The following is a 13,999-nucleotide window of genomic DNA, read 5'->3' as shown; positions in this document are numbered from 1 at the left end:
GGCGATCAGGCCTTGTCGAAGAAGGCGTACAGGCGGTGGATGCGGCCGTCGTAGAAGACGGCGACGTCACCGCCGGTCGCCACAGGATCTGCTGACCCGCGCGCCCCGAACTGCCAGGTGAACCGGGCTTGCCGGTGGTGGGCGTCGAGCGGGCCGGACAGGCTGAACCGCAGTTCGGGCGGCGCCTGACGCTGGAGCCGCTCGAACAGCGCGTCGAGCGCGTCGTGCCCCTGCACCTCGTCATCCGGGTCGGTGTAGGCGCAGTCGGGTGTGAAGGATTGTTCGATCAGTGAACGGCGGCGGGCCGGGTCCCGTTCGTTGATCGCTTCTATCATGCGGCCGACGGCGTCAGCGTGCGCGCTGCTCATAAGGGTGTTCCCTCCGGTTCAGTGCTGAACGGTTCGATTCAGTGCTCGACTGTGACGACGATCTTGCCCACCTGACCGTTGGCCTCCATGTAGCGGTGAGCCTCCGCGATGTCGCCCAGGTCGAAGGTGCGGTCGATCACCGGGGCGAGCGCGCCGGTACGCAGGCCGGCGGCGATGAAGGCGCGGGCCCGGCTCATGCGGCCGGGGTCTCGGGTGACGAGATGGATCCCATAGCCGTGGACGTTGAGGGGCCAGTTCATGGGCAGCGGCGCGGGGCGTGGGTCCAGCCAGCCGTACACGATCAGCGCGCCGTCCTCGGCCACGGTGTGGGCGAGTGCGGTGAGTTCCGGTCCACCCACCGAGTCGAACACGATACGTGCGCCCTTCCCGCGGGTGATCTCCCGCACGCGTTCGGCCACGTCATCCCGGTCGGTCGCGATGACGTGACCGGCCCCGACGCGCAGAAGATCCTCCATCTTGGCCGCGCTGCGGGTCACGGCGATCGGAACGGCCCCGATCTGGCCGGCGAGCTGGATGGCCGCCGTTCCCACGCTGCTCGAAGCGGCGGTGATGAGCACATGATCGCCTGGCTGGAGGTGGCCGACCTCGAACAGTCCGCCGTAGGCGGTCAGGTAGGACAGCCAGATCGCGGCCCCCGTACGGGCGTCCATCCACTCGGGCCGGGGCAGCAGGGTGTCGGCCCGCACGATGGCGCGGTCGGCGTAGACCCCGTGCTCTGACATGCCCATGCCGACCGACAGCACGCTCACCGCGTCACCGGGCGCGAACCCCACCACACCCGCTCCGACCGCTTCCACCACGCCCGCCGCCTCACTGCCCAGGCGGGAGGCCGGCAAGGTCGGCTGGTAGTAGTACCCGCCCGCGCGGAACAGCGCCTCGGACCGGTTGAGCCCTATCGCGTCGATTCGGACCCGTACCTCGCCTTCGCCCGGCTCAGCCAGCGGCACCTCGGCGAGCCGGAGCACCTCCGGGCCACCCAGCCGGTCGAACACCACCACGTTCGCCATGTCGTTCCCTTGTCTCGAATGCCGCGCGATTTCCGTGCGGCGCTCAACTTTCGTACGCCGCACTGTAATGCAACGCTGTACGATGTCAACCGTGGGACAACAGACTCTGGGGCGACGGGCGCGATTGAGGGCGCAGACCACCGCCGACATCAAGGCGACCGCACTGCGGCACATGGCGGAGGGCGGGCCGGACGCGATCTCGCTGCGGGCCATCGCCCGGGACCTGGAGATGAGCGGCAGCGCCATCTACAGCTACTTCGACACCCGGGACGCGTTGATCACCGAGTTGATCGACGACGTGTACACCGGGCTGGTCGACCACGTGGAAGCCGCACGCGACACGCTCCCGGCCGACGACATCGCCGGCCGCATCCTGGCCTGGGCCACCGCGCTGCGCGAATGGTCGCTGGCCAACTCCCAGGGCTTCCGGCTGATCTACGGAGATCCCGTCCCCGGCTACCAGGCGCCCGCCGGCGGACCCGCACCCGTAGCCGCCAAGCGGGCATGCCTCGGCCTCACCGGCCTGGTCGCCGCAGCCTGGCCGTACGCCAAGGCCTTCCAGGACGACGACTGCACGTGGGCGGCGTTCACCCCCGAGCTGGTGGAGATGGTCCGTCAGGCCTTCCCCGACCTGCCGCCCGCTGCCCTCGCCCTGGCGCTGCGCTTGTGGGGACGCATGCACGGCCTGGTGGCCCTGGAGGTCTACGGGCACCTCGGCCCGCAGGCTCGCGAACCAGGCGATCTGTACCGCGCCGAGATGCGCGACCTGATCAGGTCACTCGGCCTACCCGCCGACAACCGAAAAGATCGGCGACACTGAGCAACCGGGTGGCGAAATCCTGCACGATGATCACGAGCACCTGCATGGTCATGCCGAGCCCCAAGCCGAGGACCAGCAGGTCGACACCCATCCTCCCCAGGCTGCTGTGCTGCTGAGGACGTTATCCACAGAATCCCGTTCTGTCTCATCCTTCATCCATAGAACGCCGTTCCGGCCGCCTTCACCACCCACCTGTCCCGGCTACTCTCAGCGCCATGCTCACTCGCGCAGACATCGGCGTCATCGGCGGTTCCGGCTTCTACTCCCTGCTGGACGACGCGGAGGAGATCCAGGTCCCCACCCCGTACGGCCCGCCCAGCGACGTCGTCACCGTCGGACGGATCGGCTCGCGCTCCGTCGCCTTCATCCCCCGGCACGGCCGCGACCACCGGTTCCCGCCCCATCGCATCCCCTACCGCGCCAACCTGTGGGCCCTCCGCTCGCTCGGCGTGCGACAGGTGCTCGCCCCCAGCGCCGTCGGGTCGCTGCGCGCCGAGCACGGGCCGGGGACGCTCGTCATCCCCGACCAGCTCGTCGACCGCACGTCCGGCAGAGCGCAGACCTTTTACGACGCGGGCCACGCGGTGCACGTCTCCTTCTCCGACCCGTACTGCCCCTCGGGCCGCGCGGTCGCCATCGAGGCGGCCAGGTCCGGCGGCTGGGACACGGTCGACGGCGGCACCCTCGTGGTCATCGAGGGCCCGCGATTCTCCACGCGGGCCGAGTCGCGCTGGTTCGCCTCCAACGGCTGGACGATCGTCGGCATGACCGGTTTCCCCGAGTCCGTCCTGGCCCGCGAGCTTGCGCTCTGCTACACCTCCCTCTCCTTGGTGACCGACCACGACGCGGGCGTCGAGGCAGGTGAGGGCGTGACCCACGAGGAGGTCATGAAGTTCTTCGCCCAGAACGTGACCCGCATGCGCACGTTGGTCGCCGACACGGTCGAAGCCCTGCCCACCGAACCCACGTGCTCGTGCGGCTCCACCCTGGACGGTCTCGAGCTGCCTTTCGAGCTACCATGACCCGCCTCCAGGCCCTCGCACCCACCACACCCGGCCGTTCGACCCCGGCCGCCGGTCACGACGGTCGCAGCCCTCACTCACTCCTCGGGGAACCGCCCCCGCCAAAGCCCCACGTGACCTCGGCAGCATCGAGCCGGAATCTCAGCGGCAACCGAAGCTGGAGACCCGGCGGGCGCATCCCGAAAACGGATGGAGCGAGCCGAAAACCAGGCCGGTGGGCCCGGCGCAGCCGGCGGCGCCTCATCGCCGCCGTCCTGGCCGGCATCGCCGTTCTCCTGGGCTACGCGGCCATGCGCCCCGACCCGGCTCCCACGGTGCTGGTGGCCGCCCGCGACCTGGCCCCAGGAGTGCTCCGTCCCGGTGACGTACGCGCCGTCTCCCTCACCCCGGCTCCCGACGGAGCGCTGCGGACCGGAGCCGTGGGCCGCGTCCTCGCCGGCCCCATGCGCCGCGGCGAGCCGTTCACCGACGCCCGCCTGCTCCACTCGCTCCACCTCCCGGCCGGAACGGTGGCGACACCGGTACGCATCGCGGACGCCGACGTGGCGAGCCTGCTCTCCCCCGGCTCGACCATCGCCGTGCTGGCGGCCTGGGAGGGCCAATCCGCTCAGCTGGTGGCCGACGACGTCACGGTCGTCACCATCCCGAAGGCAACCGACGAGCACGACGCCCTGCTGGTCCTCGCCACCACACCGGACCAGGCAGGCCGGCTGGCGGCAGCCCAGGCGTCCGGCCGCCTCTCCATCACCATCAAATCAACGTGAGACACGCGCCCTGACAGCTCCGCGGGCGGAGACGGGTACGCCCGCCCTACAACAGGGAGTCGATCTTCGGGTTGTACTCCCAGTGCCACGGCTCGAACGGGCTGCTGTACGCCCAGGCCGGATGGAACCACCCGTACCTCTTGGAGTTCTGCTCCATCCACACGAACTCCGTCGACTTGTACCTCTCCACCCCACCACAGAGATCCACGGCGAGGCCGAGCCCATGATTACTACGCCCCGGCACCGCCGCGAACCCCGGCCGCCGGTAGTACACCGACTGCTGCGCGGCCAGGCTGCGATAGGCGTCGGTCACACACATCTGCCTGCCGAACCGCCGGCGGTACGCCTCGTTCAAGCTGACGAACGCGATGGCGGCATCGGCCCGCAGGCTGTGCCCCTTCTGCTGCAACGGGCAGAGCATGGCCTTGGGAATCAGCCCGTTCGGGAAGGAGTTGGCCGTCGCGGCCCGAAGCGGGTTGCAGCTCAGCGCCGCCCGCCCCACCTTGTCGATCTTGATGCCGAGCTTCACCAAGGCGGCGGTCAGCGACTTGACGATCTTGTCCGAGCGCTGCCGCAACGTGTCCACCTCGGCCGACATCTGCGCCTCGGCCAGCAGGTTGTTCGCCCTGATCTCCTGCGCCTCGGCCGCCAGCCGTTGCGCCTCCCGGGCCAGCACGGCGGTCCGCTCGACGGAGTGCTGCTTGACCTCCACGATGTACGTCGCGTAGGTCATCGCCCGCAACGAGTTCGCGTTCGCGTCACCCGACAGGAACGCCGCGACGCCGTCGCCGCTCACCGGCTGCTGGTACAGCAGCTCCGCCATCTGCGCCACCGGCTGGCGGATCCGCGCGAGGTTCCGATCGGCCTCCTGGAGTCTGTCCAGCTTGGCCTTCAGGTCCTTCTCGGCCGCCGCGATGTCAGCCCGGCGCTTCTCCAGCGCCTTGGTGGCGTCCTCCAGCTCCTTGGCCGACTTCTCGGCCTCTTTCCGCAACGCGGCAAGGTCAGCCGGGTCCTTGTTCTCCACCCGCTCCGTACGGCCGGCGCGTTCGGTAACGGCCTGAGCAGGAGGAGGCATCGCGACCAGAGAAGCCATCACCATGACGACCGCGATCAGACCCGCTGATCGAGGGGATGGCACGTCCGACTCCTCCGTTTGCGAACTCGTTACCTGGGTCAGGCACGCACGTTACTACAGCCCCCGGAGTGCCCGGACCGAACTCCAGCGACCCGTTATGACACAAAAGCGCGCTTTGTACGCCCACCCCGCCAGGACCGGCGCGAACACCGCCACAAGGTCAACACCCATATCGTGAACTACGCTCACCATCGCCACCGGGTTCGCCCACCCAAAGGCAGAACGCCCCGGCCACGAGCCCCGCCGAAAGCGGCGATCACAGCACCCGCCGACGCAGAACAAGAGCCCGCCCGCGCCCACTCGCCCGCATCGACGCAGGCCTACGAACGAGCGAATCGAGCCGAAAAGGGCGCGCACAACTCAGCAACCGACCGAGCTGGTCAATTCACCCCTCATCCCCGGTGAGCCCATCAGCGCTCATCTCCGCGACCGCACGCTCCTGCTCCCGCTCCCGGCAGACCTCCCACAACCAGGTGTCCACCCACTCCCCCGGGCACTCCTCTTCCTGAGCCCCGGCAGCACCTTCCACCGCCTCGCCCGAGCTCCGCCGCTCAGCGACTCCAGGCGACATCGCATCCACCCCGACCGGAGCCGTCCGCCCGCCACGCGAGGAACGCCCCACAACACCCAGATCAGGAACGGAGGAAACAGCCATGACCTCCGGCACCCGAGCCGCCTCCACCTGGGACCGGGAGTGCCCCCGCACCGGAGCCGGAACAACCCGCTCATACCGTCGGTCAGCACGCGCTGGAGCCGGCAACAACACGGCCTCCACCACCACGTCGCCACCGTCGGCAGCGACCCTCATCTCCCGCCTCATGCCGGCACGCTCGTACCCGCTGAGCTCGCCGGCCAGCAACCCACCCGCCAAGATCACGGGCGCCACCAACGCCACCCCCAACACCACGGGCCGCCGATGCACGTCCTGCCGCCGCCTTCTGGTCACGCGCCCGACGTTAGCCACCCCCGCCCTCGCCCAACCCGATCACCGCCATCCCTTTACGCCTTGTCACACCAGCCATGACCCCACCCATCGAACGGGACCCACCACCCGTGGAACCGCACCGCCTTCACCGCGTCGGCATGTACCTGCTGCTGACGCAGGTCACCCGCTACGTGCAAACACCCGCGGCGGCGGCTACGGCTTCGGCGTGAACGTTTTCGTCGAGGGCCTGGTGCTCGTGGAGTTCTCGGCGCTGGGCTTCGTGGGAGGCAAGCTGGCGCCGGCGCTGCGCAAGCGGCTTGAGGCCACGACGGTGCTTGCCGCCGGGGGCGCCGTGGTGCTGGCGGCGCTGGTGGTGTTCGCGCTGGCCCCGCGGCCCGTTGTGGCTGGCATTCGCCGTGATGGGGCTGCTCGGCCTGGGCGTCGGCACCTTCTCCGCCGCCATGCCGGCCGCGATCCTCGCCGCCACCCCGCAAGAGGAAACCTCCAGCGCGATGAGCTTCAACCAGGTCGTACGCAGCGTGGGCTTCTCCATCGGCAGCGCGCTCAGCGGTCAGGTGCTCTCCGCCCATACCGGCTCGGGCGCGACCTTCCCTACCGAGTCCGGATATGCGGCAGCCGCCGGGACCGGGGCGGCCTCGATGACGGTGACGATCGTGATCAGCCTGGTGCTGCGTCGCACCGCCAAGGCGTATCTGCGCTGATGCCGACGTACCGGGCAGGGGCAAACGCCGACGGGCGAGAACCCGCCACCCACCGGGCGGTGCGCGTGGCCGACGAACTGGCCGAGCAGCCGAGCCGACGCCGAACCAGCCTTTGCAGGCCATCCACAGACCATCGGCCACGCGCTGACCGACGCACCGATCGGCCGGCCGATCTGGATCGCCGAGAGAGATGGTGGACCGCCTCATCGAGGAAGATCAGCCGGGCCATGTTCCGCTCGGAAGCGGCCAGGGCGAGGAAGTCGGCGATCAGGAGTCGGGCCAGTTCATTCCACACCAGGCCTCGGCGTTGGCAGGCGTTGCAGCCAGCGCATCGCGGTGCTCCCGAGGCCACTTGTACAGCCAGGCCCGCAGGTGCTCGGGCCGGGGGCGAGGGGCGTGACGCAGGGCCGTCAGCAGCGTGCCCACGACGGCGAGCCGGGCCTGGGCGGCGTCGAGTTCGGCACGCGGGTGGTCGTGCAGGTGAGCCGCGCAGTCGCGGCGCAATCGGCCACCCGACCAGGAGCAGACCCATCGATACCGGCCACCGCGACCCTCCCGAGCCCACAGCCCATGCTCACGCCCCCAAAGTCACCCGCCCCCACGGCCCACACAGTGCCGGACTTTCGCTAGGCTTACGGGGGTCCGCCTCCGTAGCTCAGGGGATAGAGCACCGCTCTCCTAAAGCGGGTGCCGCAGGTTCGAATCCTGCCGGGGGCACTCTTCTCCACCAGGCGTTTCGCCATCCGACCTGCGGTTTCTTAGCCGCAGGTCTTTCGCTCGCCAGACCCTCGGTAGGTCGTGAAGGGCACCCGTATGCAGCCGTAAGACCTTGATCGCGGGATATATACGGGATGATCTTGACGGTATCTCTCCAGGTCATGCCTGGCTTGGCGTCGATCCGGCCCGCCGAGATACTTGGCCCTAGGGTGGCCGTCTGCAGCGTCTCGCCATCGACAGGAGGCTCACCGACCTCGGGGGTACGCTCCTTCATCTCACGCGCGTCGAGGTGCCGTCAGGTCAACAGGCGGCCGCCGCCCCAGACTGGCAGCACGACTACCGAGGTTGGCGGCCCATGGTCAAACTTGCCACGGCCTGGCTGATGGTTTGCGGCAACCGCCGCCTTCCCTACCGCGGCCCTCAGGCCAACGACCGCTGGCTCCACCACCGCGCCGCCGCTCTGAACCTTCGCTACCTGGTCAACCTGGAACTCACTGCCCAGCCAACACTTGGACTCTCGCCACTGCCGCCCGATAGATGGTGGACCGGCTGACGCATACCGAGCCACCCTTCAGGACACTTCTGGTCCGCGCCTCAGATCTCCAGGCCGACTCGGCCCGTGCGGCCCGCCCGAGCGCCCATAGCAGTGCCAGCAGTTGATGACTGCAAGGCTGGAGTGGTAGCGCCGATCTCGTGTTCTTGGGACTCGGTGGTGACGTCGCAAACCACACCAAACCCGCGGATCTCCTCTACTCCAACACCATCGAGCTCAGGTGGTCTGTAACCGCTGCTCCACCGCACCTAGGGGGCGATCTGAGTCATTCGACTTCAAGCTGACAGTAGATCAAGTTCTGCCGTCGCCGCCTCAACCCCTGCCAGCTTCGCCCGGATGCGAGCTTCTTGCTGGCCCACACGGTTGACGCTTTGGATCACCGTGTTGAGGGCTCTCTCAAGCGCCTGCGACAGGCCTCCAGAGTCGATGACCTCTCGCGTCCAGGTGTCGAGGAGCTTGTCACCGTCCGCAAGGGCGATCACTACCTCGTGGCCCGCGAACCTGTCCCCAACGAACGCATCCATCTCGTCCAGCGAGGCGAAATCGGCATTCTCTACGGAGTCGACACCGTCCGGGTCGATGCACACGTATGCCCACGCGCTTCGCTCTTCGGTTGCAGCAGCTACTTGCGTGAAGAGGATGAGATCTCCGTTGAGATGGAAGGTGCCCGTGAGCGGGATCTCGTACTCGTGCCACACATCTAGGTCGGATGCCTCAGGTCGCGGGCGCCAAGGGGGAAGTCCTCGCTTGATCATAGAGTCTAGATTCACCGCCCTACCTCCGCTCGTCTCCATACCCATTGAAGCATTCGATGAAGCTTTGCGTCACGTCGATGTCCCATGGGATGTCCTGCCTTCGGACGGGATCGTCTGCAGGCCAGATCACCGACACGTGGCTAAGATCACGGTCGCAACCTGCGGAGATGCGGCCCGGGGTATGTAAGACCGCAAACCCGGCCTTCCTTAGGATCCCCGCCGTCGTGTATCTTACTCTGGCTCGCTCAATATCCCTATCAAATACTGCGCGAAGCACATAATTGGCCGCTTGCTCAATCGTGAGCTTGCCAGTTAATAGAGATATCTCACGCTCCCGATCATACCGCGGTTCGCTCAGATACTTGTTCGCGCTCCGCGAGAACTGAGTGAGCACCTTTTCATCCGCTATGCACAGCCACGGCTTTTCGGTCGCACGGCATACGCGACTTCGCACGTAGGACGAATCAGGCTCCAACATGAGCGCCAAGCTTATATAAATAGGCCCCACTTGTCACGTAAGGGCCAGAACACTAACGTACACCCTTTTTGTTGTCACCCATCTAGCCACTAACGGACAGCCCAATATTCAACCCAGCCACTGTTCACGGCTTCGTGGCATCATGCCGTCGACCGAGGGGCACCGCCCTGACCATGCTGTTTGCAGCACATCCATATGGCTGACGTCAGAGCTACGGACGCAGACCAACATTGACCCCAGCACTCTCGAGCGGCTTGCGCGCCAGCCGATTCCCCTACGCCCGACCGGTGGAGGCAAGCCGTCAGTACGCTCACCGGGAAGGAGGCGCCCTTACTCACAGCCGCTGCTGGCATCTCGACATCGAGAAACCATCAGTAGCGTGCATGCGTTCCACAGCGCCGGAGCGCGCCTATACACACCCATTGGTGGGCACTCACTTGAAGAACGGCATCTCCAAGATGACAACATGAGACTCTGGATGAGACTGCGCCCGATCACGACGACAGAAATCCGGCGAGGCCCTGCGAGCACCTACAGCTGGGGGCCCCATAGCCTGGTCAGCCGCGTGACCAGATATCAGATCCATCTCAGTTCTGTGGATACACACTTCGAACTAGACATTCTTCGTAAGTGATACCTATGTGCATCAAAACGCCCATCCGTGCCATGGATGTGGACGAGGGCCTCGGGCAGAGCCCGCGAATCCGATCTCATGCGCACTTCCCGCATTTACCTGACCAGCTAGAGCCCATCTCCGCGATCAGGAAGGACGCCCTCGAGCCCGTGAACGCCCGTGCACCTGGCACCACGGTCGGACCAACGCGCTGATCGCGACCGCTGAATCAACCACCAGCCGACCCGCTCAGCCGGCCCGCGACCCAAGGTCTCGCAGTTGCGCAGTACGCTCAGGCCGCACTGCACTGCGGAACGGTGACACCCCAGTCGATTCGGCTGCGCTGTACGGGGCGAAATGGGCTGCGGAACCCGTGCACCATCTCTTCATGTCGCCCTCCGCGCGAGTGCTGTATGCCGCGTTCGCACGTAGACGCTCGCCAGGCATGCCGCGCGATGCACACCGACTACAACTAGTGACCGTTATAACGCTTATTGCATCAGGAACACAGCGCCCGCCAGTAGTCGAGCTAACGTCGATGTAAAGATCCGTTAGCTACATCCCGGCGATAGAGGTGTTAGTGGAAGCATCCGAGCGATCACGTAAAGGATGACTTCGATTACTTACTGCATCCATGATGCTGTCCGTTGCAGCGTCTTTCCTCCCTATGCAAGAGCTGCCGCTGGGCCAACATCCAACTCAAGGGCTGGCGCATCCTGCGCAAGCAGCGCTGCTGTCCGCACAAGGCCGGGCACCTGTGCAAGGTCGTCCCGTTTCCAGAAAGCTACGAACTTGCCCTCGGAGGAAGGGCTCACTCCCCCCGCGGGGCACTCATGCGCGTGGCTCCAGCAGCTTTTGCAGGAACTCCTGCGTCGCCGGATCAACTGAGTACACAGCGGTGCCCATCATTCCGCGGGTCAGCAGCACCTTGTAGGTGTTACGGATCAGCCGGTCCGCTTGTTCATCACTGACTCCCCTCCGCACCAGTGCCGGGTCTTTGCTGGCGCTGCGGACGGTGACCAACTTGCCGTCGCGATAGACCAGATCCGGGCCGAAAATCACGCCGTTCCAGTCGTACTCGAAGCCCTGTGCGGTGTAGACGCACCCAACCTGCTCGAACCCGCCGGGTGCGGTGGCCCACAAGGCGCTGGCCGGGGCGTTTCCCACAGCCCTCTCACCCTTGACGTTCCACGGCCGCGTCCAGTCGCCGACCCGTACGTCCGCGACCAGGCTGTCGTCCCCGTTCGGGGCACTCCAGGGCCAGCAGAATCCCGCCGTCATCCGTGCCGAGTACCCCGCGTCCAGCCGGCTCCTCAGCAGAGCTTCCAACTCGTGGGGCGACTCGGCGAGGGAGACGGTGAAGTGGTCGTCATCCGACCATGCCTCCGGAGCGTCGCCGTCCAGGCCCAGCAGCCGAAGCACCCACTCCTCGTACTTGCGGCTCCCGCCGCAACGGAACTGCGCGTTCAGATCGACCTGATGTACGGCGAGGCCGAGAGATTGGGCGTGGGCAGTGATGTCAGCGACGCGTCCCATCTCACCCGGCCGTACCACCTGATGCTCGTCCAGCAGGAACACCGGCACCCTCGCGGCGGCAATCAGTTCGTCCATCTGTGGCCGACCCGTCCGCTCGGTCGACTTGGTGAACCGGTTGGCCGAGGTCTCGCGAATGCGGTGGGCCTCGTCGCAGATCAACACATCGAGTTCGTTGGGGTTGGCAGTCATGAAGTTGTTGAAGTACTTGAACATCGCCCTCATCCGAGTCGAACCCTTGGCGACAACGCGCCTCATCGTCTCGGTGAAGGAGCGCGAACCTGTGGCATGCAGAGCGGAGTAGCCGCGGTCAGAAAGCTCGCCCAGCAGGGACAGCGCGATGACGCTCTTGCCAGAACCAGGGCCTCCCGTGATGATCACAACCTGCTTCGAGTTGCCCGCCCGTGCCTTCTCCACCGCGTGCAGGACCATCTCGTACGCCAGGCGCTGCTCGGCCAGCAGGCGGAACTGATCGCGGTTCTTGATCTCACCCGCAGCGACCTTCAGCAGTTGCTTCGACGGGCGGATTGCGCTGGACAGCAGGCGATCGGCCGCCGCGGCACCGGATTCGGGCGCGAACTGCGCCTTGAGGTAGTCGACGAACTGACCCCGACGGGTCTTGCTGAAGAGCCGGGTGCGCTCGTCTTCGACGTGATCGTAGAGATCGTGGATGTCCGGATCGCTGGCGTTGTGCAGGTAAGCGACCCCGCGCACCGCGTTCTGGTGTTGGTCCAGGGCCCCGGCGAAATCGGCCAGGTATTCGCAGTAGCCCCGCACCTGCACGACCGGGTGAAGCTTGGGCCGGTCCCCCATGCCCGACACCAGAACCATGTTGGCGTCGTCCTCGTACAGCTCGGCCTGGCTCCACTGCTTGAGCTCGACGATCAGGTAGGAGTCCGCTCCTGTCCGCCGGTCGCATCCAGCGAGGATGACGTCCGCCCGCTTGCTGGTTAACGGGAGCTGGTACTCGATGAGCATCTCGACGTCACCCAGGCCGGCTTCGACCAGGTCCCGGGCCAGAATCGGGATGCTCCGATCCCAGGACTTGCGTTCACTCCTGCCTGGATTGATCCCTTGGGTGGCGCGCAGGTAGTCGGCGATCACATCACTGAGGACGCGCTCGGGCACCGACTCGGACACCAGCTGGACCAGACTTTCCGCCGAATGCCGGAAAACGGCCACGGATCTACCCCCAGGCAGCACGAAAGACTCGTGCGGTATGGGGGCGTGTCCGCCATCAGAGCGGAAGCCCGTCGGGCCGCATCACCGATACGTCCTGAAGATTACCGGGATCTTCGCTTAATCCAATCCCCGATCAGCCAATCAAGGGCGTGGAACGGCATCCTCGGACGTCACCTGTACGCGACCGGAGGTTCCTGATCGCTCGATATCGCGCGATGACTCGGAGGGCATCCCTGATGGGATATATCGGATCAGGGACGGTCGGCGCCGGCGAGATGCTCACATCTAGGGTGGCCTCGTGCAGCGCCTCGCCCTCTTCGACCTCGACAGGACCCTCATTGACCTCGACGCCGCGTTCTTCCGCTGGGCCGAGGAGTTCGCCGAGCACTGGCGGTTGGGACCTGAGGGCGTGGCCTGGCTCGTCTCTCTGGATCGAGACGGGTACCCGCATCGAGAGGTCTTCTTCGGCAAGGTACGCGAGCACTTCGCTCTGTCGGAACCAGTCGATGAACTGTGGGCGGCCTACCGCCGGCGTATGCCGCACCTCGTGCGCTGCTACCCAGGCGTTCTGGCAGGACTTGCCGAGTTGCGCGCCGAGGGGTGGCGAGTCGGCATCGTTACGAACGGCATGGCCGACAACCAACTCGGCAAGCTCCGGCGAACCGGCCTTGCCGACGCGGTCGACGGATATGCAGTGTCCGGAGTCGAGGGCATCCGCAAGCCACAGGCCCGCCTCTTCCACATAGCCGCTGAGCGGTGCGGGGCCGGCCTCGCCCGGGGCGGCTGGATGGTCGGTGACAACCTCATCTCAGACGTCGAGGGCGCCCGAACGGCCGGTCTACGTGCGATTTGGATCGACCGAGGAACGCGTACAACCGGCGAGCACCAAGCCGACCATGTGGTCACCGACGTCATCGAGGCAATCGCGATCCTGTGTGATACGCAGTAGTCCACACAATGGTTGCCCATTATGCCGCTTCTATCGTTCCCCTCGACGGAAGCGAGAGCTCCGCTTATCGTCACATTGATCCCAGGGATAGCCGCCTTGAAGGTCCAGAGGAAACCCGGACGATGGCGACACAGGAACAGATCAACGCCGCTCGACGCGTGATCGAGCGATTACGCGACCAGCACGCCAATGACGTGCGCAAGCTCATCGGCCTGCTCGAAAGCGGCGCGATGAAGGGCAAGGCCGCGGACAAGTTCATCGAGGACTGCAGAGGCTGGCAAGCGGCCTACAACAGCGTCTTCAGCCGGGCCCTCGCCTTGATCGACTCCGCCCCCGTCAGCGCCGAGTCCGGCGCGGCCAACCCGGACACACTCGCACGACCGCAGTCACATATCCGTGGGATGCCCTATTGATGAGCCCTTCGAACCGGGTAGG

Annotated in this window: 14 protein-coding genes and 1 tRNA gene; 8 read left to right on the top strand and 7 right to left on the bottom strand. The window is 66.3% G+C overall.

What is annotated here, in order from left to right; genetic code table 11:
* Nucleotides 1–5 precede the first annotated feature (5 nt).
* Together AB0H64_RS36000 and AB0H64_RS35995 are read right to left on the bottom strand one after the other, a co-directional pair.
* Entirely contained in the window at nucleotides 6–368 is a 363-nt protein-coding gene (locus AB0H64_RS36000) for a nuclear transport factor 2 family protein (RefSeq protein ID WP_357633778.1), read from the bottom strand.
* 38 nt (nucleotides 369–406) lie between these two features.
* Entirely contained in the window at nucleotides 407–1,396 is a 990-nt protein-coding gene (locus AB0H64_RS35995) for a zinc-dependent alcohol dehydrogenase family protein (RefSeq protein WP_357633776.1), read from the bottom strand.
* A gap of 91 nt (nucleotides 1,397–1,487) precedes the next feature.
* On the opposite strand from AB0H64_RS35995, the gene AB0H64_RS35990 reads away from it, so the two are divergent.
* The 3 genes from AB0H64_RS35990 to AB0H64_RS35980 all read left to right on the top strand — a co-directional run bounded on the left by AB0H64_RS35990 (nucleotide 1,488) and on the right by AB0H64_RS35980 (nucleotide 4,002).
* Entirely contained in the window at nucleotides 1,488–2,216 is a 729-nt protein-coding gene (locus AB0H64_RS35990; protein WP_357633774.1) for a TetR/AcrR family transcriptional regulator, read from the top strand.
* 215 nt (nucleotides 2,217–2,431) lie between these two features.
* Nucleotides 2,432–3,238 carry an S-methyl-5'-thioadenosine phosphorylase gene (locus tag AB0H64_RS35985; protein ID WP_357633772.1) on the top strand — a complete coding sequence of 269 codons (807 nt, stop codon included), beginning with the start codon at nucleotides 2,432–2,434 and terminating at the stop codon, nucleotides 3,236–3,238.
* Nucleotides 3,239–3,528: 290 nt separating this feature from the next.
* Nucleotides 3,529–4,002: an SAF domain-containing protein gene (locus tag AB0H64_RS35980; RefSeq protein WP_357633770.1), complete on the top strand. Its 474-nt coding sequence runs from the start codon at nucleotides 3,529–3,531 to the stop codon at nucleotides 4,000–4,002.
* 46 nt (nucleotides 4,003–4,048) lie between these two features.
* Here AB0H64_RS35980 and AB0H64_RS35975 read toward each other — a convergent pair whose 3' ends face one another.
* Both AB0H64_RS35975 and AB0H64_RS35970 read right to left on the bottom strand, forming a co-directional pair.
* The gene (locus AB0H64_RS35975; RefSeq protein WP_357633769.1) at nucleotides 4,049–5,101 is read right to left on the bottom strand and encodes a D-alanyl-D-alanine carboxypeptidase family protein; all 1,053 of its coding nucleotides are present in this window, start codon (nucleotides 5,099–5,101) and stop codon (nucleotides 4,049–4,051) included.
* A 421-nt stretch (nucleotides 5,102–5,522) separates the two neighbouring features.
* Entirely contained in the window at nucleotides 5,523–6,083 is a 561-nt protein-coding gene (locus AB0H64_RS35970; protein ID WP_357633766.1) for a hypothetical protein, read from the bottom strand.
* A gap of 398 nt (nucleotides 6,084–6,481) precedes the next feature.
* On the opposite strand from AB0H64_RS35970, the gene AB0H64_RS35965 reads away from it, so the two are divergent.
* A complete protein-coding gene (locus AB0H64_RS35965; RefSeq protein WP_357633764.1) occupies nucleotides 6,482–6,784 on the top strand; it encodes a hypothetical protein in 303 nt (100 codons plus the stop codon).
* Here the strand turns inward: AB0H64_RS35965 and AB0H64_RS35960 are convergent.
* Entirely contained in the window at nucleotides 6,741–7,316 is a 576-nt protein-coding gene (locus tag AB0H64_RS35960) for a hypothetical protein (protein WP_357633761.1), read from the bottom strand. The two genes, AB0H64_RS35965 and AB0H64_RS35960, sit on opposite strands and share 44 nt — an antisense overlap.
* A gap of 112 nt (nucleotides 7,317–7,428) precedes the next feature.
* Between AB0H64_RS35960 and AB0H64_RS35955 the strand changes: the two genes are divergently transcribed.
* Nucleotides 7,429–7,501: transfer RNA gene (locus tag AB0H64_RS35955), tRNA-Arg, on the top strand.
* 355 nt (nucleotides 7,502–7,856) lie between these two features.
* Nucleotides 7,857–8,054: a hypothetical protein gene (locus tag AB0H64_RS35950; protein WP_357633760.1), complete on the top strand. Its 198-nt coding sequence runs from the start codon at nucleotides 7,857–7,859 to the stop codon at nucleotides 8,052–8,054.
* 275 nt (nucleotides 8,055–8,329) lie between these two features.
* Here AB0H64_RS35950 and AB0H64_RS35945 read toward each other — a convergent pair whose 3' ends face one another.
* On the bottom strand, nucleotides 8,330–8,752 hold the full coding sequence (locus tag AB0H64_RS35945; RefSeq protein WP_357633758.1) for a hypothetical protein: 423 nt from the start codon (nucleotides 8,750–8,752) through the stop codon (nucleotides 8,330–8,332).
* A gap of 1,979 nt (nucleotides 8,753–10,731) precedes the next feature.
* Nucleotides 10,732–12,615, bottom strand: a complete 1,884-nt coding sequence (locus tag AB0H64_RS35940; RefSeq protein WP_357633755.1) for a DUF2075 domain-containing protein — start codon at nucleotides 12,613–12,615, stop codon at nucleotides 10,732–10,734.
* Between the two features lie 298 nt (nucleotides 12,616–12,913).
* Between AB0H64_RS35940 and AB0H64_RS35935 the strand changes: the two genes are divergently transcribed.
* Both AB0H64_RS35935 and AB0H64_RS35930 read left to right on the top strand, forming a co-directional pair.
* Entirely contained in the window at nucleotides 12,914–13,564 is a 651-nt protein-coding gene (locus tag AB0H64_RS35935) for an HAD family hydrolase (protein ID WP_357633752.1), read from the top strand.
* 122 nt (nucleotides 13,565–13,686) lie between these two features.
* A complete protein-coding gene (locus tag AB0H64_RS35930; RefSeq protein WP_357633750.1) occupies nucleotides 13,687–13,977 on the top strand; it encodes a hypothetical protein in 291 nt (96 codons plus the stop codon).
* Nucleotides 13,978–13,999 lie beyond the last annotated feature (22 nt).

Origin of the sequence: Nonomuraea sp. NPDC050733 (genome assembly GCF_040654215.1) — a bacterium.
Lineage (GTDB): Bacteria > Actinomycetota > Actinomycetes > Streptosporangiales > Streptosporangiaceae > Nonomuraea.
This window is presented reverse-complemented; position numbering and strand designations above follow the sequence as displayed.